The following is a 21,416-nucleotide window of genomic DNA, read 5'->3' as shown; positions in this document are numbered from 1 at the left end:
CGGCGTTGTCATCGTCTGCTTCCGACACTACACAGGCCGCCCGCCCAAGAACACCGAATGCCGGTTCATTACTCCAATCGATACAGAACTGGAATCCGCCGCGCAGGAAGCGCACACTTGGCGCGCAGTCCGATGCCCTAGAATTAGGAGGTTAGGCGTCGAGAAGATCAAGGAAATTCATGCAGCCCTCGCACCGCGCGAATAGCCTGTGGATTCAGTCCCAGCAGTTCAGAAGCTCGGCGGCGTACCGGCTCTTAACGGCCCAGCCCTGGGCGGTCGCCTTCATCCGCGCGGAGTTCACCGCCGACCGCCCGCGCATCGCCCTGGAACTTTTCCACGCCTCGCTGGATTCCTTCCTGAAAACCGCCCGCCGCGGCGACGAGCAGATCCCGCAGTCCTACAGTGCCCAGGACTTCGCCGAAGCATGGGTCAAGCAGGGACTGCTGGCCCGGCCGCTGATCGACGGGCGCTTCGTCTACGAACCCAGCGCCCAGACCCTGCGCACCCTGCGTTTCCTGGCGGATTTCTCCACCGACGACTCGCATCTGAACTCCTCGCGCCTGAATACCCTGCTGTCCTCGCTGGAGTCCCTGGCCCACGAGACCGACCCGGATCCCGAGGCCCGCATCCGCGCGCTGGAATCCCAGATCGCCCTGCGCCAGGCGCAGATCGACCAGCTGCGCGCCGGCACCGATCCGGCGGTGCTTTCGCGCACCACCGCGCTGTCCGCGGCGCGCTCCGTGCTGGATCTGGCCGCGAGCCTCCCGGCGGACTTCCGCCGCATGCGCGACGGCGTGCAGGAGATGCTGCATTCGCTGCGCGAGGGAATCCTCGATGCCTCCACCGCCAAGGGCGTGGCGGTGGGCCAGGTGCTGGAAGCCGACCGGCAGCTGCGTTCGACCGCCGAGGGCGAGACCTTCCGCGGCTTCACCGAGTTCCTGAACTCCCCCGATGCCCAACAGCGTTTCCGTGCGGCGCTGGCCGAGGTGCTGGAGCGCGACTTCGTGGACGACCTGGACACCCCCGAACGCCAGATCCTCACCAACCTGCTGCGCGAGCTGCGCCGCCAGGCCGCCGAGGTGCACACCTCCTACGGCAAGCTCTCCGAATCCCTGCACGCCTTCGTGCAGTCCGAGGACTACAAGCAGGCCGAGCTGCTGCGCCGGGCAGTGCGCGAGGCGGAGGCCGCGATCAGCAAGTCCGCGGCCCTGAAGCCGCGCAGCGGGCTGGCCCCGCTGGAACTGTTCGCCCCGCAGTTCGTCACCCTGCACGGGCTGGGCATCTACGACCCGTCCGAGCACGTGGCCCCGCCGCCGCTGGCCCACGCGCCGGAGTTCAGCGCCGAGGACATCGTGCGCACCCCCAGCACCCCGGAGGCGGACATGCCCGCGCTGCGCAGCGCCATCGCGCAACGGCTGCGCGGCGCCCCGGACGCCCCGGTGCCGCTGGATGAGATGTTCGCCGCGCTGCCGGCCGAGCACCAGCACCTGAACACCATCCGCGCGCTGATCGAAATCGGGCGCACCAACGGCGAAACCCTGCACGAGGGCGAACTTCTGTGCATTGAATTCGCCCAGCTCGACGGTTCCCCGCGCACCGCCTACCTGCCCGCCCTGAGCTTCACGAAGGAGCCGCTATGACCTACACCGACTCATATGCCGCACCGATCACCGATCCCCTGTTCGACGGGGACGCCGGCAGCTTCCCGCTCCCGCTGCGCCAGCTGCTGGTGCGGCTGCTGCGCGGCCCGTACCTGGACGGCTCCATGGACGCCGCGGCCTGGCAGCTGCTGCTGGATTCGCAGGACACGCTCACCGCGTACTTCTCGGAAATCTTCCTGGCGCTGAGCCTGGACATGGACCGCAAGATCGCCATGCTGGCCCCGGTGGACATCGAGCAGGCGCACACCGCGCCGATCGCCCCGCGCCGCCCGCTCAAGCGCGACGAGACCCTGCTGGCGCTGCGCCTGCGCCTGCTGCTGGAGCAGCAGTCCGGTACCGGGGCCGACGCGGTGATATCCCGCGCCGGCATGCACGAGATCCTGGCCGAGCACCGCGCCGCCGCCGACCGCGACGACAAGCGCTTCGCCGAGTCCTGCGACGCGGCCATCGCCCGACTGGGCTCGCTGCGGCTGCTGACCAATACCGAGCTGTCCGACGAATTCCGCATTTCCCCGGCGCTGGCCATGGCCCTGCCGCTGTCCTCCATCCAGGACATCCCGCGCTACATCGCGGCCATCGACGCCAATGAGAGCGTGCTGAACCTCTCCGGGGCGGAGCCCGACGAGGCCGACGCATCCGAACAGACCGACGCACTGGTGCAGGAGTAGCCGATGAGCATTGAAATGACGCTGCCGCTGGGCGGCGAGATCAACCCCGGCCAGCACCGGCTCTCGCGTGTCCAGCTGGTGAACTGGGGAACCTTCCACGGGCTGCACGACCTGGCGGTGGACCGCGCCGGAACGCTGGTCACCGGCCACCCCGGCGTGGGCAAGTCCACGCTCTTCGACGCCATGGGCCACGTGTTCTTCGCCAGCCCGCGGCTGAACGAGTCCGCCAACGACGCGGCCACCCGCGAGGACCGCCGCACCACCTATTCGTACATGCGCGGACGCAAGTTCAAGACCAGCGCCGGCACCGTGTTCCAGCGCCCCGGGGCCACCTGGAGCGCCGTGCTGCTCAGCTACCAGGACGGCATGGGCAACACCGTCAGCGCCGGCGCGGTCTTCGACCTGCCGGATGCCGGGCTGGAAGGCCAGGTGTCCAAGCACTACCTCTTGTGCGAGGGCGCGCTGGACATCGCGCAGCTGGAGAACCACGGCCCGCGCCGCTTCACGGTCTCCTCGCTGTCCAAGGCGCTGGCCCCGACCGAAGCCTTCGACACCCACAAGGCGTTCATCGACCGGCTGCGCCGCCGGCTGGGTGTGGAAAGCGACAAGGCCTTCGCCCTGCTGCGCACCCTGCAGAACGGCAAGGGCCTGGCCAAGGGGGTGAACCAGTTCTTCCGCCACGAGGTGCTGGAGGAGCCTGCCACGCTCAAGGCCGCCGCCGCCGCGGTGGAGGACTTCGCCCACCTGCGCGGCATCTACCGGCAGCTGGACACCGCCCGCGCCCAGCGCGACGTGCTGGCCGCCGTGCCGGAGCAGGACCGCGCCTACCGGTCGCTGGCCGGGCAGATCGATGGCACCCGCCAGCTGCTGGAGACCGAGCTGGCGCAGCTCGAAACGCAGGTGCGCCAGCTGGTGCTGCGCAACGACCTGGCGGCGCACCGCGCCGAGCATGCGGAGCTCACGGCCAAGCAGGCCGCGCTGGGCGAACGCAAGGCCAAGCTCGATGACCAGCTGCAGTCGCTGGAGGCCGCGCACGATGCGGCCGGATCTGCCTCGTTGATGCTGCTGGAGCGCGAGGCGGACTCCGCCCGCAAGGCGCTGAGCGAGAAGGAACGCGTGCTGCGCGCCCTGCAGGAGCAGGCCGACCAGGCCGGGCTGGCCTTCGAATTCAGCGCCACCGGGCTGGACGAGCTGCGCGCCAATGCAGCCCGCACCCTGCAGCAGCTGGACTCCATCACCAAGGACGCGCAGACCGTGGAATACGAGGCCATGGCCTCGCTGGTCAACCTGCGCAAGCGCGCCGACACCCTGGCCGAGCAGATCCGCTCCTACCAGCGCCGCAGCACCAACATCGACGACCGCTCGGTCGCGGCCCGGCGCGCCATCGCCTCGGCCTGCTCGCTGCGCGAGGAGCAGCTGCCCTTCGCCGGCGAGCTGATGGACGTCTCCGCCGACTGCGCCATGTGGCGCCTGGCCGCGGAAAAGGCGCTGCATTCGGTGGCCCGCACGATCCTGGTGCCCGGCGAGTTCCTGGCCCAGGTCACCCACGCCATCGACAAGCTCGACGGGCTGGGCCGGGTGCGCTGGGCGGACATCTCGCTGGCCCCGCGCGAGGCGGAAGCCGGACCGGCGGACCTGGTCACCAAGCTGGACTTCGCCCCGGGCGAGGCCGGCGCCTGGCTGCGCGCCAAGATCACTGCTGACTACCCGCTGGCCTGCGTGGAGAACGACGCGGCCATGCACATCCACCCCAAGGCCATCACCCCGTCCGGCACCATCAAGACCGGCACCGGCATCTTCGAGCGCGACACCCGCACCCTGCCGGCGTCCGAGTACCTGCTGGGCTTCACCAACGAAGCGAAGATCTCCGAGCTGCAGTCCAAGGCCGCGCGCCTTGAGATCAAGGTGCAGGACGCCAAGAACGCCGCGGATGACCGCAGCGCGGCCAAAACCAAGGTGCTGGCCAAGGCGCAGCTGCTCGGTGCGCTGATCAACGACGAACGCAGCTTCGCGCAGCTGGATGCCGCCCCCGCGCTGGAAGCCCTGCGCCGCAGCGAGCAGAAGCTGGGCGACGCGCTGGCGCTTTCCGGCGATTCCTCCCGGGTCCGCACGCAGATCGAGGCCGCCAAGGCCGAGGTCGAGCAGCTGGTCGGGGACCTGGCGCTGGTCCGCTCCCGCGTCGGCGAACTGGGCCTGCAGATCGAGCGGGCCGAAAAGGTCCTGGCCGCCGGCCCCGAGGACAGCGGCGACTGGCTGGAGCGGGTCCCGGCGGCGCTGCGCGGCCATGAGCTGCTCGGCGGGTTGCTGGAAACGGTCGGCACCGGCAGCTGCCCCGCCTCCGAGGAGATCTCCAGCGCCTTCGCCGAGGTCAAGCTGCAGCTGGCGGGCCAGCTGAGCGAGCTGACCGCGCGGCGCCAGGAACTCGGCGGGGCGCTGAGCGAGACCTTCCGCCGTTTTGCCCGCGAATTCGGCGGCTCCCACGCGCAGACCCACGGCACCTCCCCGGAGGCCGCGGAGCACTATGCCCGGCTGCATGAGCAGATCGTCGCCGACGGCCTGCCGCACCACGAGGCGCAGTTCCGCGAATACTTCGCCAACCGCTCCTACGAGCGCTTCAGCGACCTGCTGCAGCTGCTGGACGAGGAGCGCCGGATGATTTCCGAGCGCATCAAGCCGCTGAACCAGATCCTCGGCGAGGTGGCCTTCGAGCACGGCTCGCTGCTGCGTCTGGAGGTGGAAAGCTCCATCCCGGTGGAGGCCGCCGCTTTCCGCAAGGACCTGAAGAACGCGCTGCAGGACGCCTACACCACCAAGGACGAGGGCACGCTGGCCAGCTCCTACCGGGCGCTGGAGGCACTGGTCTCGGCGCTGAGCGATCCAGGCCTGTCGGCATGGCGTTCCACGGTGCTGGACGTGCGCCAGCACGTTCTCATCAGCTGCAATGAGCACAAGCCGAACGGCGAGGTGGAGACCGGGCTGGAGCCGGGCACCCTCTCCGGCGGCGAGGGGCAGCGCTTCACCTCGTTCATCATGGGCGCCGCGCTGGCCTACCAGCTGGGGTTCGCCACCGCCGGGTTCACGTCCTTCGGCACGGTGATGATCGACGAGGCGTTCATCCAGGCCAACTCCGAATATGCCGCGGCGGGCATCCGCGCGCTGCAGGAGTTCGGTTTCCATCTGGTGCTGGCGGCCCCGGAGGACAAGATCGATTTGAGCCGCCATCTGGGCTCCATCACCGACATCATCAAGCACCCGGGATCCAGCGTCTCGGGCTTCGTCACCACCGGCCGTTCCCCGGCCATGGCCACCACCATCACGCTGCGCTAGCTGCGCGGCGCCATGCATGGCCCGCAGGACGCTCCGCCACGCATCCGGCGGAGCGTCCTGCGGGCTCTTGCCTGCCTTCGGCGCGGCTACTGCATCTGTTCCAGGATGCGCTGCGGGATCATGCTCACCCGCGTGGCCAGCGTCTGCGGGGTGAACTCGGGATCGATGCATTCGTCCCAGTACTCCAGGTGCTTCGCATCGATCCAGTGCGCCGAGTCGCGGACCTCGGTGCCGCCGCGGCCCTGGATGCTGTACCAGTACAGGTATTGCGCCCCGTCCAGCGTCTCGCTGAAAATCGTCTCGACGTACATCCGCTCCCCCTCCAGGGTTTCCAGAACCGCTGGCATATTGGAGTTCAGGAACTGCAGCCATTGGTCGACTCGTTCGGTTTTGCCTGGTTTCACGCGAAAACGCATCAGCTCGATGTTCATAGAACCAACGGTATGCGAGCAACGCCCGGGTCCGATGACGTGAAGTCATCGAACCCGGGCGTCTGCCTTCCTGTCGCGAAGCGCCGGGCTACTCGGTAGCCAGCCCCTGGACCGGGGAGAGCTTCGCGGCACGGCGTCCCGGGGTCACCGAGGCCAGCAGCGCGGCCACGATGCTGACCACCAGCACCAGGGCCAGCTGCAGCCACGGGATCTCGTAGGACATCTCGCCGATCGCGGAGAGCGTGGCGTGGGCGCCAAGCAGTCCGTAGACCACGCCGAGCACCAGTCCCAGCAGGGCCGCCACGCCGCCGATCAGCACGGCTTCCTGGGCCAGCATGGCCCGCAGCTGCTTCTTCTTCAGGCCCAGGGCCCGCAGCAGCGAGTTCTCGCGGGTGCGTTCGAGCACCGAGAGGCTGAGCGTGTTGGCCACGCCGATCAGCGCGATCAGCACCGCCACGGCCAGCAAGGCTGACACGATGGCCAGCAGCACGTCGATCACCTGGGAGAACATGGCGTTCTGCACCACGCCGCCGTCGATCATGTACGACTCGACGTTGGCCACATCGGCGATCTGCTCCACCAGGGCGGTGATGTCGGCGTTGGACAGGTCGGGGGCCGCCTTGATCAGCACGCCGCCGTACTCGTTCTCCGAGTCGGCCAGCTTCAACGATTCCAAGGTGTCCTTGGTGACCAGGTCCTGGTACAGCGCCGCGGAGGACACCTTGACGTCCAGTTCCCTGCCACCGACGGTCAGCTTCTTGGGCTGTTCTTCTGTGCCGGTGTTGAAGCGGATGATCTGCCCGTCCGCCGGCACGATGCTCTGGTCCAGCACGGTCTTGGAGAAGCCCTGCGGATCGACGCCCATCAGCTGTACCGGGGCTTCGCCCTCCCGGCCCTTGATTTCCGCGGTGCCGGCCACGAAGGTCGAGGTTTCCTCGATGCCGTCCAAGGAGGCCAGCTCGCGGGCCAGTTCCTGGGTCTTCGCGTCGTCGACCTGGCGCTCATACAGCGAGAGGGTCAGGTCCACGGGGAACTCGCCGGCAATGGAGTTGTTCAGGCTGGCCTTGGCGGTCTGGCCGCCGACCATGATCATGGAGACCAGGGTGACGCCGATCAGCAGGGCCGTGGCGGTGGCGGTGGTGCGGCCAGGGTTGCGCACCGCGTTCAAGGCGGCGAGCTTGCCGGCCACCGAACGTCCGGCCACCAGCTTGCCGATGCCGAAGACGCTGGCCGGGACGAACAGCGAGGCGAGCATCAGGATGCCCGGGAAGGAGAGCAGGCCGCCGAGGAAGGCGATGGGCAGCGAACCGTCGATCGCGCCCCAGGCCAGCAGCCCGGCGCCGGCCAGGGCCAGCAAGATCCCGATGACGATGCGCAGCTTGCCGGCGCGGTTTTTCACGCTCGCCGCGTCGAAGGGACGCAGGGCCGCCAGCGGGGCGAGCTTCATGGCGCGGCGGGCCGGCAGGCTCGCGGCGATGACGGTCATTGCGATGCCCACGACCACCGGGATCACCAGACCCTTGGCATCCAGCGCCAGCGTGGCGTAGGACAGGCTCGGCACCATCACGTGCAGCAGCTGGATCAGGCCTGCCATCAGCGCGACGGCCAGGGCCACGCCGATCGCCGAGGCGACGATGCCGATGACCAGGGCCTCGATGAGCACGGAGCTGCGGATCTGCTTGCGCTTGGCGCCCAGGGTGCGCAGCAGCGCCAGTTCGCGGGTGCGCTGGGCGATCACCACGTTGAAGGTGTTCACCACGACCAGGCCGGTGACCACCAGGGCGACCAGGGCGAACACCAGCAGCACCACGGTGAGCTGGTCGGTGCCGTCCGTCAGCATGGCGACGTCCTTGATGACCTTTTCATCGGCGGTCAGTACCGAGACGTCCCTCATCTGGTGCTCGGCGAAGTACACGGCCAGCGCCTGCTGGGCGGCCGGGAGGGAGTCCTTGGCATCGATCACGATGTTCTGGAAGGAACCGGAATCGCCGGCGATCTTCGTCCAGACGGATTCCGGCAGGCCCACCATGGCGTAGCCGGAGAGCTGCGGATCGGTGCTGGTGCGCTGGATGCCCACCACCTTCATGTCCTTGGTGGACTCGGAGGTGGTCAGGCCGACGGTGTCCCCCACCGAGACCTTCATGCGATCGGCGTGCTCGTCGTCGAGGATGACCTCGTCGGCGTTCAGCGGGGCACGGCCTTCGAGCAGCTCCATGCCGCCCAGGTTCTGCTCGGCGGACACCGGCTGGAGCAGCACGCCATAGCCGTCGTCCGCGGTGTGCAGTTCACCGGTTTCGTAGGCGGTGCCGTAGGCGGTGGAGATCTCCGGGAGCTTGCGGATGTCCTCGACCTGTTCCATGGCCAGTTCGGTGTACTCGAAGTCGGGATCGTCCTCGGGCACCAGTTCCCAGTCCTGGAAGGCGACCAGGTCCGCGTTCTTGTAGGTGTCGCCCAGCGAGTTCTTCAAGGTGGCGCGGGTCGAGGTGTTCACGGCCAGGGTGGCCGCGAGGAAGGCGGTGCCGATGGCGACCGCGAGGATCACGGCGATATAGCGCCGTGCATAGGTCTTGATGTTGGCGAGGGCTACGTGCAGCATGGACTACTCCGCCAGCGAGGCCAGGGCCTCGGTCACGGTGGCGACGGTCGGGTTTTCCAGCTGGCCCACGATGCTGCCGTCCTTCATCAGCAGCACGGTGTCCGCGTAGGAGGCGGCGGCCGGGTCGTGGGTGACCATGATGATGGTCTGCCCCATTTCGCGGGTCGAGGTGCGCATCAGCGAGAGCACCTCGGCGCCGGTGCGGGAGTCCAGGTTTCCGGTGGGCTCGTCGCCGAACACGACCTCGGGACGGGTGAGCAGTGCGCGCGCCACGGCGACGCGCTGCTGCTGTCCGCCGGAGAGCTCGTGCGGTTTGTGGCTCAGGCGGTCGCGCAGGCCCAGCGCGTCGATGACGGTGTTGAACCATTCGCGGTCGTGGCTCTTGCCGGCCAGCGACAGCGGCAGCAGGATGTTGTCCTTGGCGTTGATGGTCGGGACCAGGTTGAAGGACTGGAACACGAAGCCGATCTGTTCGCGGCGCATCATGGTCAGTTCGTCGTCGTTCAGGGTCATCAGGTCGCGGCCGCCGATGATGATCTCCCCGGCGTCCGCGGTGTCCAGTCCGGCCAGGCAGTGCATCAGGGTGGACTTGCCGGAACCCGAGGGGCCCATGATGGCGGTGAAACGGGAACGGGCAAAGGCGACGTCTACTGTCCGCAGCGCTTCCACGCGGGTGCTGTCGTGTCCGTAGCTCTTGGTCAGACCTCGGGCTGAGACCGCGTATTCGGTAAGGGGCAGAGTTTCAGATGTCATGTTCCAAGACTATAAAACCCCAAGAGAAACCCGTATCGGCCGACAGGCCGGTCTTGCCGGGCCGTTCAGCAGTCCGGGTGGTGCTCGGTGCGCTGGTGCGATTCCGGCTCGATCTGGAAGGTCGAGTGCTCGATGCTGACCTCGAAATGCGCGGCCACGCACTGCTGCAGATTGCGCAGCAGTCCCCCGGCCGCATCCGCGTCGAACATCTCGTCCTTGACCACCACGTGCGCGGTGAGCACCGGAAGGTTGGATGCGATCTGGCTGGCGTGCAGGTCGTGCACCGCCAACACGCCCGCTTGCCCCTCCAGGTGGGTGCGCACGGCGTTCAGGTCCAAGCCTCGCGGGGTGGATTCCAGCAGGATGTGGGTGGTTTCCTTCAGCAGGGCGACGGCGCGGGGCACGATCAGCGCGCTGATGAGCAGGGCCGCCACGGAGTCCGCGCGCATCCAGCCGGTCAGCGCGATGACCACGGCGGCCACGATCACGGCAACGGAGCCCAGGGCGTCGTTGACGACTTCCAGGAAGGCCGCGCGCATGTTCAGGTTGTGGCCGCGTCCCCCGGCGATGATCAGCATCGAGGCGATGTTCCCGGCCAGGCCGATGATGCCGAAGACCAGCAGGCCGGTGGGCTGGACCTCGGGCGGGTCGAAGAGCCGCTGGATGGCGTCCACCGCCGCGTAGATGCCCACGGCCAGCAGCAAGGCGGACTGCAGGGTGGCGGAGAGCACCTCGGCCCGGCGGAAGCCCCAGGTCCGTTTCGTGGTGGGCTTGCGCATGATCAGGTTCGCCGCCGTCAGGGCCATCAGCAGGCCAGCGGTGTCGGTGAGCATGTGCGCGGCGTCCACCAGCAGCGCCAGCGAATTGGTCGTGATCGCGCCGATGACCTCGGCGACCAGGATGCTGGCGGTGATTCCCAGCGCCCAGGCCAGCCGGGTCCGGTTGGTCTCCGAATGGTCGTGCGAATGGTCGTGGCCCATGCTGCTACGCCTCGCCGTCCGCGATCGGATGGCCTTCATGCCATCGGTGGTTCTGGTTGGCCGCCCGGCCCAGGCGCAGGGCCTGGTCCTGCACTGCGGCCAGGTCCTGGGCGTGGTTCAGGGAGTACAGGCTCGCGCGGCCCTGGCTGCGGACGCTGACCAGGTCGCTGTCCTTCAGGCAGGAAAGGTGCGCGCTGACGGTGCTCTGGGCCAGGCCCAGATGCTCGGTGAGGTCCTTGACCTTGTGCTCGCCGGTCTTCAGGTGTTCCAGGATCAGCAGCCGCGTGGGGTCGGCCAAGGCATGGAACAGCGCCGCGAGCTGCAGGCGCTGCTGGGCCTCTTCCGTTGCATCGATCTGTGACTCTATTATCGCCATATGGCGATGATAGCATTTCCGGTCAGCGTACAACAGGCTCGCTTGATCCTGGCGTCATCCGCCAATGGCAAGATGGAGGAATGAGCAACGACCTGATCATTGGCGATGACGGGCTGGCCCGGCCGCTGTGGGCTTCGAGCAATGAGATGCTGCGCCGGTACTACGACACCGAATGGGGCATGCCGATCACCGACGAGACCGGGCTCTTCGAGCGGCTGAGCCTGGAGTGCTTCCAGTCGGGCTTATCCTGGGCGATCATCCTGTCCAAGCGCGAGGCGTTCCGCGACGCCTTCGCGCAGTTCGACCCGGAAAAGGTCGCCCTGTTTTCCGAAACGGATTTCGAGCGGCTCATCGAGGATCCCCGTATCGTGCGCAACCGCTTGAAGATCCGCGCCACGATCGCCAACGCGCAGGCGACCCTTGCCCTGCGCGACGAGGGCGGGCTGGCGCAGCTCATCTGGTCGCACCAGCCGGGGCAAACCCCCAGACCGCGCACCATGTCGGAGATTCCCACGCAGAGCGAAGAGTCCAAGCAGCTGGCCAAGGAATTAAAGAAGCGCGGCTTCAAGTTCGTGGGGCCGACCACCATGTTCGCCCTCATGGAGGCCGTAGGCATGGTCGATACCCACTTGCTCGGATCCCATCGCCGCGGCAGCTCCGGGATCTGGCCCCAGTAGGCTTTCCTCCGCCGAGGAGGCCGGGCCGATCAGACCGGGCGCCGCGCGGCGTCGGCCGCAACGGCATAAAAAATGAGACCTGCCAGGGTGTGCGATCCCGGCAGGTCTCATTTTTCTGCGACTCGGCTGACTGAGCAGGTCAACCGCTTCCCTATTCCCCTTATTTCAAGCCGGCTAAGCCGACCACCAGAGCAGGATGAGCATTTCCTGGCTCGCGGTGAACAAGCCGATTCGCATCGGTCAAGTTTGCAGCTTCTCCCGACCACACACGGGAGAAGCTCTGGAATAAGCATAACCCGACGGCAGGTAATAACGTCAACCCTAAGATGCTAATTTAATAAAAATTAACTTAGGTAGCTCTAACTTCTTTGCAACGGGGCTTCCTCGAAGATCTGGCCGACCGGGCTGCGCTTCTCGGCCTGGAAGTCGTCTTCCGCGCGGCCGAAGGCCCAGTAGGCGGAGAGCGACATGTCGCGGCGGTCCACGCCGCGCTCATTGTAGAAGTAGCCGCGCAGCTTCTTGGTCACTTCGCGCTCCCCATGGGAGAAGACCTGCACCCTGCCTTCGGGCCACGGGTAGTCGCGCACTACGGACTCCAGCTTGGTGTTCTCGGGCGTGAAGGCTCCGTTGCGGTGGACCCAGCGGATCTCCACGCCGGCCGGAGCCTGGAGCTCCATCTCGTCCTCGGCGGCGGAAACCTCGATGATCGCAACGCCGCGCATATGCTCGGACATGGATTCCAGCGCGGCGGCGATGGCCGGGATGGCGGTCTCGTCGCCGACCAGGAAGTGGAAGTCGAATTCTTCCTTCGGGTAGTACAGGCCGCCGGGTCCGGAGAAGCAGACGGTGTCGCCGATCCGGGCATCGCGGGCCCATGGGCCGGCCAACCCCTCATCGCCGTGGACCACAAAATCCACCTGGATGGTCCCCGCCTCCGCGTCGCTGTTGCGCACGGTGTAGGTGCGCCGCACCGGAAGGTCCTGCATCTCCAGCTTCCCGCGCAGCTCCTCCATGTCATAGGGAGGAGTCAGGCCGAGCTCCGGCTTGGCGAACAGGAACTTGATGTAGCGGTCGGTCACCGGCTTGTCGACGAAGGTCTCGAAGCCCGGGCCGCCGAGGGTCAGGCGTACCAGGTGCGGAGCAATCTGCTCGCGCTGCATGACCTGCAGTACGGTCTGCGGACGGGCTGCGCGCCCGCCACCCTGCGGGCGTTCGGCTTGGGGATTGGCCACGGTAGCACTTCCTATCTGAATAAGACTAGATAACTCAATCCTAATTCACCCAAGCCGGGCTCCCTACTTTGCGAAGGTCGGAGCCCCTTCGAATACCGCCAGCCCCCGGCGCTCGGCTTCGCTCAAGCGCTGGACGCGGCCGACCGCCGGATCGAAATAGGCCAGGGTGGTGGCGGCCTTGACGCAGAGGTAGTCCTCGACGGGATCGCGGAATTCATAGCAGATCTCGAAGCTGGCCGGCTTGATGTTGGCGACCCACAAATCCACGTTCACCGGGACGTTGCGGTATTCCAGCGGCCGCGCATACCGCACCCGGTGCTCGACCACCAGGATCTGCACCCCCGCGGGCACCGCGGAGAAGATGTCGGCCTTCGGTTCCATGCCCGGCGCCCCGGTGCCTCCCGGCACGCCGAACCCGGCGATGCGCGCCTCTTCCATGAGCCTGATCAGGTTCACGTTGTTCACGTGGCCATAGGCATCCATGTCGCCCCAGCGCATGGGAACTTGTACTCGCAGCGGTGCACCGCTCATGATTCATCCTCCTGGAATTCGGTATCAACATCGACCAGCCCCAGCCGGGCCAGCCCCTGGAGGATCCGTGCGCCGTCGGGCTCGTAGACCCAAGGGATCCCCGGAGTGGTCCGCCACAGCTCCTGGGAGCGGCCGCCGGCCAGCACCGCTTCGGACGGGGTGAGCTGGCGGATCACAATGGCCCGCACATGTTCCGGATAGCGGCGGGCGAACTCGGCGTAGATCGCCGGGTCGTGCTGGCCGTCATCCCCGATCAGCACCCAGGCGATATGGGGGAATTCCTCGGCCAGCCGGCGCAGCTGGTCAACCTTGTGCTGCTGGCCGCTGCGGAACCAGGCCCGGTCGGTCGGTCCCCAGTCGGTCAGCAGCAGCGGCCCGCGCGGGTAGAGGTTGCGCGACATGAAGCGCTGCAGCGTCTGCGCGACATTCCACGCGCCGGTGGACAGGTAGATGGTGGGGCTGTGCGGATGCTGTTTGAGGATGTGCTGCATCATCACCGCCATGCCCGGGGTTGCCACGCGCGCATGCTCGGAGAGCACAAAGGAGTTCCAGGCGGCCAGCAGCGGGCGCGGCAGCGCGGTGACCACCACGGTGTCGTCCACGTCGCTGATCACGCCAAAGCGCTGGTCCTCGCTGATGACCAGGATTTTCGCGCTCGCGTCATCGCCGTCGTGAGCGCGCAGCGCGACCTCGTGCCACCCGGGTTCCAGGTCCACCGCGAGTTTCGCGTCGATAACCCCGCCGCGGTCCGCCTGCACTTCGAAGCGCCGGCCCGCCACCTCGATGGAGACCTTGCCGCCCGGCAGGATCGGGGACATGAAATTCCGGAAACCGCGGATGCCGTCGGCGATGACCTGCGCCTGGTGGTGCCCGTCTTCGAAGGCGCCGGGCTTGGCGAGCACAACCCGCGCGAGCACGCGGATCCAGCCGCCGGCGCTGCTGGCGTAGCCGTAACCGAGGTAGGGCAGGATGACCGGACCCAAGCCCTTGCGTTCCGCGTTGCGGACCCTCCAGCGGTGGTAGCCGTCCTCGAACCGGGAGGCGACATGGCGCGCAACTCCGTCGCTTGCAGCGTGACTCATGCTCCAAGTCTTTCACGGCTTCCGTCGGCAGCCCTGACCAATCACAATGTGTCGCAGACCTTGCAGTTTTCTACTTTACGTAGAAAGATCAGAGTATGAAATACGACCACGACAACAACCATCCGGTCCTCGTCCTGAACGAGGAGCAGTCCTGGGAACTTCTGGCCCATACCTCGCACGGTCGCGTTGCCACCTCCGTCGCAGGTGATGTCGATATCGTCCCGGTCAACTACGGGGTTCACAAGGGCAAGCTCTTCCTGCGCACCGCACCGGGCAACAAGCTCGCTTCCATGACCATCAACGACAAGGTGGCCTTCGAAGCCGACGGAATCCTCGCCGACGAGGCATGGTCCGTCGTGGTGCACGGCACCGCCGAGGTGCTCGAGCACGAGGCCGACATCCAGGAAGCCCGCGAAAGCGGCGTGAGCCCCTGGGTTCCGACGCAGAAGGACTTCTGGATCCGCATCCACGTCCGCTCGATCTCCGGTCGCCATTTCCAGCTCGGCGAGCAGCCCGAGGTCGGCCAGTAGGCTCCAGAAGCCGTTAAAGCGCGGGACCCGCAGCACCGGTTGGTGCTGCGGGTCCTGTGTCTGCCCGAAACGGCGAACGGCTCAGCCGTTGTACGGGTAGAAGCCCTCGCCGCTCTTGCGGCCCAGCTTGCCGGCCTGGACCTTCTCCACGATCAGGGCGTGGGGCTTGTCCTCCTGGCGCCCGGTCTCGTCGAACGTGGCCTTGGCGATGAAGTCCACCACGTCCAGGCCCACCAGGTCCATCAGCTCGAACGGGCCCATCGGGTGGCCCAGCGCGGTGCGGGCGGTGGTGTCGATATCCTCGATGCTCGCCACTCCGGCCGCCGCCAGGTCCAGCGCCTCGCGGTTGATGGCGCCCATCATGCGATTGGCGATGAAGCCCGGAATCTCCTTGTTCACCAGCACCGGCTGCTTGGCCAGGCGCTTGGCGACCTCGGTGACCGCCTGCACGGTGGCGTCGCTGGTCTGCTCGTTGCGCACGACCTCCACGCACTTCATGACCAGGGCAGGGTTGAAGAAGTGCATGTTGCACACCAGTTCCGGGCGTCCGCTGGCCGCGGCGATGCGCGAGGACGGCAGGGTCGAGGAGTTGGTCGCCAGGATGGCGTGGGCCGGTGCGGCCTGGCCTAGCTGGGCGAAAATCTGCTCCTTGATGTCCAAGCGCTCCACCGCTGCCTCGATGACCAGATCCGCCTGCGCGGCGGAGCTGGCGAGGTCGGTCGACTGGGTCAGCAGGCCCAGCGCCCGATCGGCCTCATCCTGGCTCAGCTTGCCCTTGGCCACGCGGGAGGCGGCCCAGCCCTCCAGCTCCGTGCGGGCGGCGGCCAGAGCCTGCTCGGAAATGTCCTGCAGGATGGTCGCATAGCCTCCCAGCGCACAACTCATGGCGATTTGCCGTCCCATGGTTCCTGCGCCAATTACCAGAATGCGTTCGATCGTCATTGATTCCTCTATTCTCTGCTCGGGTATTGCTGCTTCACTAGCCGCGCAGATACACCGTCGTGGTGTGCGTGTAGAACTCGCGCGCGGCGGCGCCCTGTTCCTTGGGACCGTAGCCTGAGGCCTTGGCACCGCCGAACGGAACGTGCGGGTCGGCACCCGCTGATTCCGAATTTACATGCAAAATCCCCACATCGAGAGTCTGTTGCGCGGCCAGCGCCACAGACAGGTCGCGGGTGAACAGCGCCAGGCTCAGGCCGAACTCCGAGTCCTCGGCGGCTTCGAAGGCCTCCTCGGTGCCGTTCACGCGCACCACGGACAGCACCGGGGCGAAGAATTCCTCGCGCCAGGCGGTGTTCGCGCGCCCGGCCTGCCCGGCAGGCAGTTCCAGGATGGTCGGCGCCATGAAGCTTCCGCCGTTCGGCGCCGTCCCGGCGTAGGCCACGGTGGCGCCTTCGGCGATCGCCTTGTCCACCCCGGCGCGCACCGAGACCGCGGCCTTGGTGTCCACCAGCGGCCCCATGTGCACCGAGGGATCCAGCGGATCGCCGGTCACCCAGGAATCAAGGCGGCCGGAGAGCTTGGCCAGGAACTCGTCGGCGATCGACTCGTCCAGGATCAGCCGGCTGGTGGCGGTGCACTTCTGGCCCGTGGAGCGGAAGGCGCCGAACAGCACCTGCTCGCTGGCCAGGTCCAGGTCCGCGTCAGCCAGCACCACGGAGGCGTTCTTGCCGCCCATTTCCGCCTGCACCGGGATGCCGCGGGACGCGCCGGCGGCGCACAGCCGCCGGCCCACCCCGGTGGATCCCGTGAAGCTCAGTCCGTCCAGGTGCTCGTGCTCCATGATCGCGTCGCCCAGCGAGCCCGGCCCGATGACCAGGTTCAGCACGCCTGCCGGCAGGCCGGCGTGGGCCAGGGCCTCCACCAGGCGCACCGCCAGCAGCGGCACCAGGCTGGCCGGCTTGAAGACCACGGTGTTGCCGAAGACCAGCGCCGGGGCGATCTTCCAGGCCGGGATGGCGATCGGGAAGTTGAACGGCGTGATCACGCCGATGACGCCCAGCGGCTTGTGGGTGACCATGATCTGCTCCCCGGCACGCGGGGACTGGTAGACGGTGCCGGCGGCGCGCTCGGCCTCGGCGGCGTAGTAGGTGAGGATCTGCGCGGCGCGCAGCACCTCTCCCACGCCTTCGGCCCTGGTTTTGCCTTCCTCGGCGGAGAGCTGCTCGCCGAAGCCGGCGGAGTTCTCCTGCAGGTAGGCGGCGGCCTTGACGAGGATCGCCCCGCGGGCGGCCATCGGCGTGGCCGCCCAGGACTTGCGCGCCGACTCGGCGGCCTGGAACGCCTGGTCGATCTGGTCCGCGCTGGCGGCATTGCCGGAGGCCAGGACCCGGGTGGAGTCCGAGGCGCTCTGCGTGGTGATGGTGCCGCCCTCGCCCTGCACCCAGACACCGTTGATGTACTGGTCGAGCTGGGCGAGCAGGTTTGCGGAGGTCGATAGGGTCATCGAAGTATGCCTTCTCTCGTGCGGTTCGTCCGGTTTAGCGGAAGGCCGGGACGCCGGTCAGCTTGTTGCCCAGGATCAGGGTGTGGACTTCGTCGGTGCCCTCGTAGGTGCGCACGGATTCCAGGTTGTTGGCATGGCGCAGCGGCGAGTAGTCCAGGGTGATGCCGTTGCCGCCCAGGATGGTGCGCGCCTCGCGGCAGATCTCGATGGCCTCGCGGCAGTTGTTCAGCTTGCCCACGGAGATCTGGTGCAGGTCCAGGGTCCCGGCGTCCTTCTGGCGCCCGATGTGCAGCGCCAGCAGGAAGCCCTTGTTGATTTCCAGGGCCATGTCCACCAGCTTCTGCTGGGTCAGCTGGTAGCCGGCCAGCGGCTTGTCGAACTGCAGCCGCTCCTGCGAGTACTTCAGCGCCACCTCGAAGGCGTCGCGGGCGGCGCCCATGGAGCCCCAGATGATGCCGTAGCGGGCTTCATTCAGGCAGGAGAACGGGCCCTTCAGGCCCTTGACCTCAGGCAGCACGGCCGAGCCGGGAAGGCGCACGTCGACCAGCTCGATTTCGCACTGGATCGAGGCGCGCATGGACAGCTTCGGCTCGATCGGGGTGGCCTTGTAGCCCGGGGTGCTGGTCGGGACCACGAAACCGCGGATGCCCTCGTCGGTCTGCGCCCAGATGACGGCGACCTTGGCGACGTTGGCCAGGCCGATCCAGCGCTTGGAGCCGTTGAGCACCCAGTCGTCGCCGTCGCGGCGGGCGAAGGTCTTCATGCTGGACGGGTCGGAGCCTGCGGTCGGTTCGGTCAACCCGAAGCAGCCGATGGCCTCGCCGGCGGCCATCTGCGGCAGCCATTCCTGCTTCTGCTCCTCGGAGCCGTGCTTGTAGATGGCGCTCATGGCCAGCGAACCCTGCACCGAGACGAAGGTGCGCAGGCCCGAGTCGCCGGCTTCCAGCTCGGCGCCGGCCAGGCCGTACTCCACGGCCGAGCGTCCGGCGCAGCCGTAGCCGTCCAGGTGCATGCCCAGCAGGCCGAGCTTGGCCATTTCCGGCACGATCTCCAGCGGGAAGACCGCGTCCTCGTACCAGCGGGCGATGTTCGGCTTGATGTTCTCATTGACGAAGCCGCGAACCGAGTCGCGCAGGGCGAGCTCTTCGCTAGTCAGCAGCGCATCGAAGTTGATCAGGTCTGCCGGGTCCAAAACGCGTTCTGCCAGTGCCATGGTGGTCTCCTTGAAAGAGGTGTTGAAACGTGGGATTCGGTGCGCCACGGTCCCGTTAGACGGGACTTCGTCACACGCTGTTGAACTGCTTACCTAAGAAATTACGGAACTTTTGTGATTCGCGCCTTAGACATTCTGTACAAGAGACTGCGTTTCATCGGATACTTTTTCTATGATCACCCTTCTTCAGCTCGGCACTGCCCTGGCGACGGACCTGGAACCGGGTCCTTCGGGCCATTACAGCGCCATCCCGATTGCCGGCGTCCACGTCTCCGAGCTGGAGGATCCGACCCCGTATCTTTCCGGCGGCGAGCTGCTGCTGACCACCGGCATGATTTTCGCCCGCGGCCAGGTCGACCCGGCCGCCTACATCCAGCGGCTGCAGGAGAAATCCATCAAGGTTCTCGGAATCGGCCTGGGGCCTTCGCTGACCGCGATCCCGCCGGCCCTGGCCGCGGCCTGCGCGGAGGCAAACCTGGAGGTGGTGGTGATTCCGGACCAGGTGCCATTCCAGAACATCTCGCGCGCCTACTGGAATCTGGCCATGCGCAGCAGCAACGCGGATTTGATGGATTCGCTCGGCACCCAGACGGCCATGGCCCGCGCGGCCATGCGCCCGGACGCGGTTCCCGCGGTGGTGCGCGGGCTGGCGCAGTCGCTGGGCGGCTGGGCGGCCTATGTGCCGCGCTTCGGCGAGGGAGAAACGGTCTGGCCGCCGTCCGCGGAGCAGTTCATGCCCAAGGTGCGCAGGGAAACCCACCGCATCGACAAGCTCGAAGCGCCCAGCACTGCGACCTTCGAAATCCTGAACCAGCCGGTAGTGCTCTATCCGGTCCTGGTCAATGCGCAGGTCTACGGGGTGCTCGCGCTCGGTCCGGGCCGGCGGTTGACCCCGGCGGACCGGCAGGTCATCACGACGGTCTGCGTGCTGCTGGCCATGCGCTCGCGCCAGCGCGAGCAACAGGCCGAATCCACTGCGGTGCTGGGCAGCGCGGTGGCCAAGCTCGCGGTGCGCGGCCAGCTGGAGGCGGCCAGGATGCTGGCCGAGGATTCAGGGCTGCCCGATGTCCCCTCGACGCTCAGGCTGCTGGGGCTGCGCGCGCAGGGCAGCATCCCGGTGTCTTTCGCCGCCGAGTCGGTCCGGGGGCTGCTGGGTCCGGAGCCCTACGACCTGGGACCGGCGCTGAAGGCCACGCCCTTCGTGTTCGAGCACGAGAACTCGCTGATCGCCCTGCTTGACGCGGCACTGGTGGCCCCGCTGACCGAGCGTCCCTTCGACGACCTGGAGGGCACCGAGTTCCAGGTGCTGGGCTTCTCCCCCGAGCACCCGGCCCGGGAACCGGAAACGGCGGCGGTGCTCTCCGCGGAAATCCAGGGCACGCAGATCCCAGCGATCTTCCAGGCCCTGCGCGCCGCCATTGCGCGGGCGCCGAAGGGCATGCTGACGCATCTGGGCTCCAGCGACGAGTCCAAGGCGTCCAACTGGGTCAAGGCGCTGCACGAATACGCCAGGGCGGATCTCGTGGCCACGGTCACCAGCTACCTGCGCCACCGCGGCACCTGGGAGGAAGCGGCCCGGGAATTGGGGCTGCACCGCAACACGCTGCGCTACCGCATGCAGCTGGTGAATTCGCTGATCGGCGTGGATGTTGACGACCCGGACGTTTCAGCGCACCTGTGGCTTGCCCTGCGGCACGCCGAAACGCACGGATTCTAGGAACAGGTCCTAGACGGCGGCGGCGGCCCCCAGCCATCCGCGCACCACGTCGTTGTGCTCGCCGAGCTTCGGCGGGGCCTGGCGCGGGGTATCCAGCGCAGGGGTCCAGGTCGCCGGATGCCGGACCTGTTCGCCAACTGCGGTGCCCTGCTCGTCCAGCACCTCGATGGTGGGCTCCAGGCCCAGCGAGGCGGCGTAGTCCAGGCCTTCGGCGATGTTCGCGACCTTGCCGGCGGGCACGCCGACCTCGGTCAGGCGGCGCTGCCAGTTGGCGCCGGTGTCGGCGCGCAGCGCCTGCTCCAGCAGCGGGATGAGCTCCTCGCGGTGCGCCACGCGCTGGGTGTTGGTGGAAAACTTCGGGTCGCCGCTCAGCTCGGGAACCCCCAGCTCGGCGCACAGCTTGACGAACTGGCCGTCGTTGCCGCAGGCCACGGCCACCGAGCCGTCCTGGCAGTCAAGCAGCTGGTACGGAACGATGGACGGGTGGGCGTTGCCCATGCGCCCGGCGATCTTGCCGGCGCCCAGGTATGCCTGGCCCTGGTTGGCCAGCGCGCCCTGCAGGCTGGAGAGCAGGTTCACCTCGATGTGGGCGCCGCGTCCGGTCTTCTGCCGGTTCTGCAGCGCGGCCAGGATCGCGATGGTGGCGTCCTTGGCGGTGAGCACGTCCACCAGCGCCACGCCGGCCTTCATCGGGTCCGCGTCCGGTTCGCCGGTGATGGACATCAGCCCGCCCAGGGCCTGCACGATGAAGTCGTACCCGGGGATCTTGGATCCGCCCGCCGACCCGAAGCCGGTGATCGAGGCGTAGATCAGCGAAGGGTTCAGCTCTGAAAGCTCCGCATAGCCCAGACCCATCTTGTCCATGCCGCCGGTGATGAAGTTCTCCACCAGCACGTCCGCCTTGGAGACCAGCTCGCGGGCGACCTCGCGGTCCTGCTCGTTGCGCAGGTCCAGTGCGATGGACTGCTTGTTGCGGTTGACCGACTCGAAGTAGGTGGCGCCGGTCGCGGAGAAGGGAGGACCCCAGCTGCGGGTGTCGTCCCCGGATTCCGGGCGTTCGACCTTGATGACCCGCGCGCCCAGGTCGGCGAGCGTCATGGTGCTCAGTGGTCCGGCGAGAACCCGGGAAAAGTCTGCGACGACGATTCCGTCCAATGGTCGAAGTCCGGTCATGATGCTCCCCTGCTCGTTGATTT

Annotated in this window: 18 protein-coding genes; 6 read left to right on the top strand and 12 right to left on the bottom strand. The window is 67.4% G+C overall.

Going from position 1 to position 21,416, the window contains the following annotated elements:
• Window positions 1-179 precede the first annotated feature (179 nt).
• From JQN66_RS03320 to JQN66_RS18570, 3 genes are read left to right on the top strand one after another with little or no spacing between them, the layout of a single operon-like run.
• Window positions 180-1,640, top strand: coding sequence for a DUF3375 domain-containing protein (locus JQN66_RS03320; RefSeq protein WP_204676619.1), 1,461 nt, complete (start codon window positions 180-182; stop codon window positions 1,638-1,640).
• Window positions 1,637-2,329: a DUF4194 domain-containing protein gene (locus tag JQN66_RS03315; RefSeq protein WP_204676618.1), complete on the top strand. Its 693-nt coding sequence runs from the start codon at window positions 1,637-1,639 to the stop codon at window positions 2,327-2,329. The genes JQN66_RS03320 and JQN66_RS03315 overlap by 4 nt, the downstream gene beginning before the upstream one ends.
• A 3-nt stretch (window positions 2,330-2,332) precedes the next feature.
• Window positions 2,333-5,656, top strand: coding sequence for an ATP-binding protein (locus JQN66_RS18570; RefSeq protein ID WP_204676617.1), 3,324 nt, complete (start codon window positions 2,333-2,335; stop codon window positions 5,654-5,656).
• Between the two features lie 86 nt (window positions 5,657-5,742).
• Here JQN66_RS18570 and JQN66_RS03305 read toward each other — a convergent pair whose 3' ends face one another.
• The 5 genes from JQN66_RS03305 to JQN66_RS03285 form a co-directional block, all read right to left on the bottom strand.
• Window positions 5,743-6,087, bottom strand: coding sequence for a DUF6176 family protein (locus JQN66_RS03305; protein ID WP_204676616.1), 345 nt, complete (start codon window positions 6,085-6,087; stop codon window positions 5,743-5,745).
• A gap of 88 nt (window positions 6,088-6,175) precedes the next feature.
• Window positions 6,176-8,683: an ABC transporter permease gene (locus JQN66_RS03300; RefSeq protein WP_204676615.1), complete on the bottom strand. Its 2,508-nt coding sequence runs from the start codon at window positions 8,681-8,683 to the stop codon at window positions 6,176-6,178.
• Window positions 8,684-8,686: 3 nt separating this feature from the next.
• On the bottom strand, window positions 8,687-9,436 hold the full coding sequence (locus JQN66_RS03295; RefSeq protein ID WP_188949041.1) for an ABC transporter ATP-binding protein: 750 nt from the start codon (window positions 9,434-9,436) through the stop codon (window positions 8,687-8,689).
• Between the two features lie 65 nt (window positions 9,437-9,501).
• Window positions 9,502-10,416, bottom strand: coding sequence for a cation diffusion facilitator family transporter (locus JQN66_RS03290; RefSeq protein ID WP_204676614.1), 915 nt, complete (start codon window positions 10,414-10,416; stop codon window positions 9,502-9,504).
• A 4-nt stretch (window positions 10,417-10,420) separates the two neighbouring features.
• Window positions 10,421-10,792: an ArsR/SmtB family transcription factor gene (locus tag JQN66_RS03285; protein ID WP_204676613.1), complete on the bottom strand. Its 372-nt coding sequence runs from the start codon at window positions 10,790-10,792 to the stop codon at window positions 10,421-10,423.
• An 80-nt stretch (window positions 10,793-10,872) separates the two neighbouring features.
• Between JQN66_RS03285 and JQN66_RS03280 the strand changes: the two genes are divergently transcribed.
• Window positions 10,873-11,469 (top strand): DNA-3-methyladenine glycosylase I, encoded by a 597-nt coding sequence (locus tag JQN66_RS03280; protein WP_188949044.1) that lies wholly within the window; start codon window positions 10,873-10,875, stop codon window positions 11,467-11,469.
• Window positions 11,470-11,828: 359 nt separating this feature from the next.
• On the opposite strand, the gene JQN66_RS03275 is transcribed toward JQN66_RS03280, so the two are convergent.
• From JQN66_RS03275 to JQN66_RS03265, 3 genes are all read right to left on the bottom strand, one after another.
• Entirely contained in the window at window positions 11,829-12,701 is an 873-nt protein-coding gene (locus JQN66_RS03275) for a siderophore-interacting protein (RefSeq protein ID WP_338029212.1), read from the bottom strand.
• 63 nt (window positions 12,702-12,764) lie between these two features.
• Window positions 12,765-13,232, bottom strand: coding sequence for an acyl-CoA thioesterase (locus tag JQN66_RS03270; protein WP_204676612.1), 468 nt, complete (start codon window positions 13,230-13,232; stop codon window positions 12,765-12,767).
• Window positions 13,229-14,314: an App1 family protein gene (locus JQN66_RS03265; RefSeq protein WP_204676611.1), complete on the bottom strand. Its 1,086-nt coding sequence runs from the start codon at window positions 14,312-14,314 to the stop codon at window positions 13,229-13,231. The genes JQN66_RS03270 and JQN66_RS03265 overlap by 4 nt, the downstream gene beginning before the upstream one ends.
• 95 nt (window positions 14,315-14,409) lie before the next feature.
• Here JQN66_RS03265 and JQN66_RS03260 point away from each other — a divergent pair, with 95 nt between their 5' ends.
• Complete coding sequence (locus JQN66_RS03260) at window positions 14,410-14,844, top strand: pyridoxamine 5'-phosphate oxidase family protein (RefSeq protein ID WP_204676610.1); 435 nt, start codon at window positions 14,410-14,412, stop codon at window positions 14,842-14,844.
• 81 nt (window positions 14,845-14,925) lie between these two features.
• On the opposite strand, the gene JQN66_RS03255 is transcribed toward JQN66_RS03260, so the two are convergent.
• The 3 genes from JQN66_RS03255 to JQN66_RS03245 are packed head-to-tail and all read right to left on the bottom strand — an operon-like array spanning window position 14,926 to window position 18,503.
• Window positions 14,926-15,786 carry a 3-hydroxyacyl-CoA dehydrogenase family protein gene (locus tag JQN66_RS03255; RefSeq protein ID WP_204676609.1) on the bottom strand — a complete coding sequence of 287 codons (861 nt, stop codon included), beginning with the start codon at window positions 15,784-15,786 and terminating at the stop codon, window positions 14,926-14,928.
• 37 nt (window positions 15,787-15,823) lie between these two features.
• The gene (locus tag JQN66_RS03250) at window positions 15,824-17,290 is read right to left on the bottom strand and encodes an aldehyde dehydrogenase family protein (RefSeq protein ID WP_204676608.1); all 1,467 of its coding nucleotides are present in this window, start codon (window positions 17,288-17,290) and stop codon (window positions 15,824-15,826) included.
• 34 nt (window positions 17,291-17,324) lie between these two features.
• Window positions 17,325-18,503: an acyl-CoA dehydrogenase family protein gene (locus tag JQN66_RS03245; RefSeq protein WP_188949050.1), complete on the bottom strand. Its 1,179-nt coding sequence runs from the start codon at window positions 18,501-18,503 to the stop codon at window positions 17,325-17,327.
• Window positions 18,504-18,675: 172 nt separating this feature from the next.
• Between JQN66_RS03245 and JQN66_RS03240 the strand changes: the two genes are divergently transcribed.
• Window positions 18,676-20,220, top strand: a complete 1,545-nt coding sequence (locus JQN66_RS03240) for a helix-turn-helix domain-containing protein (protein WP_204676607.1) — start codon at window positions 18,676-18,678, stop codon at window positions 20,218-20,220.
• A gap of 9 nt (window positions 20,221-20,229) precedes the next feature.
• Here the strand turns inward: JQN66_RS03240 and JQN66_RS03235 are convergent, their stop codons facing one another.
• Window positions 20,230-21,393: a CaiB/BaiF CoA transferase family protein gene (locus JQN66_RS03235; protein ID WP_188949052.1), complete on the bottom strand. Its 1,164-nt coding sequence runs from the start codon at window positions 21,391-21,393 to the stop codon at window positions 20,230-20,232.
• Window positions 21,394-21,416: the final 23 nt, after the last annotated feature.

This window comes from Glutamicibacter protophormiae (genome assembly GCF_016894325.1).
Taxonomy (GTDB): Bacteria; Actinomycetota; Actinomycetes; order Actinomycetales; family Micrococcaceae; genus Glutamicibacter; species Glutamicibacter protophormiae.
Note: the sequence above shows the minus strand (reverse complement) of the source record. Positions and strands in the feature narration are given on the sequence as shown.

Bases quoted from the DNA above. Each gene is read 5' to 3' on its own strand.
- JQN66_RS03300 (WP_204676615.1), bottom strand. From the start codon at position 8,683: ATGCTGCACGTAGCCCTCGCCAACATCAAGACCTATGCACGGCGCTAT.
- JQN66_RS03250 (WP_204676608.1), bottom strand. From the start codon at position 17,290: ATGACCCTATCGACCTCCGCAAACCTGCTCGCCCAGCTCGACCAGTAC.
- JQN66_RS03320 (WP_204676619.1), top strand. From the start codon at position 180: ATGCAGCCCTCGCACCGCGCGAATAGCCTGTGGATTCAGTCCCAGCAG.
- JQN66_RS03255 (WP_204676609.1), bottom strand. From the start codon at position 15,786: ATGACGATCGAACGCATTCTGGTAATTGGCGCAGGAACCATGGGACGG.
- JQN66_RS03260 (WP_204676610.1), top strand. From the start codon at position 14,410: ATGAAATACGACCACGACAACAACCATCCGGTCCTCGTCCTGAACGAG.
- JQN66_RS03290 (WP_204676614.1), bottom strand. From the start codon at position 10,416: ATGGGCCACGACCATTCGCACGACCATTCGGAGACCAACCGGACCCGG.
- JQN66_RS03315 (WP_204676618.1), top strand. From the start codon at position 1,637: ATGACCTACACCGACTCATATGCCGCACCGATCACCGATCCCCTGTTC.
- JQN66_RS03285 (WP_204676613.1), bottom strand. From the start codon at position 10,792: ATGGCGATAATAGAGTCACAGATCGATGCAACGGAAGAGGCCCAGCAG.
- JQN66_RS03270 (WP_204676612.1), bottom strand. From the start codon at position 13,232: ATGAGCGGTGCACCGCTGCGAGTACAAGTTCCCATGCGCTGGGGCGAC.
- JQN66_RS03240 (WP_204676607.1), top strand. From the start codon at position 18,676: ATGATCACCCTTCTTCAGCTCGGCACTGCCCTGGCGACGGACCTGGAA.
- JQN66_RS03295 (WP_188949041.1), bottom strand. From the start codon at position 9,436: ATGACATCTGAAACTCTGCCCCTTACCGAATACGCGGTCTCAGCCCGA.
- JQN66_RS18570 (WP_204676617.1), top strand. From the start codon at position 2,333: ATGAGCATTGAAATGACGCTGCCGCTGGGCGGCGAGATCAACCCCGGC.
- JQN66_RS03265 (WP_204676611.1), bottom strand. From the start codon at position 14,314: ATGAGTCACGCTGCAAGCGACGGAGTTGCGCGCCATGTCGCCTCCCGG.
- JQN66_RS03235 (WP_188949052.1), bottom strand. From the start codon at position 21,393: ATGACCGGACTTCGACCATTGGACGGAATCGTCGTCGCAGACTTTTCC.
- JQN66_RS03245 (WP_188949050.1), bottom strand. From the start codon at position 18,503: ATGGCACTGGCAGAACGCGTTTTGGACCCGGCAGACCTGATCAACTTC.
- JQN66_RS03280 (WP_188949044.1), top strand. From the start codon at position 10,873: ATGAGCAACGACCTGATCATTGGCGATGACGGGCTGGCCCGGCCGCTG.
- JQN66_RS03305 (WP_204676616.1), bottom strand. From the start codon at position 6,087: ATGAACATCGAGCTGATGCGTTTTCGCGTGAAACCAGGCAAAACCGAA.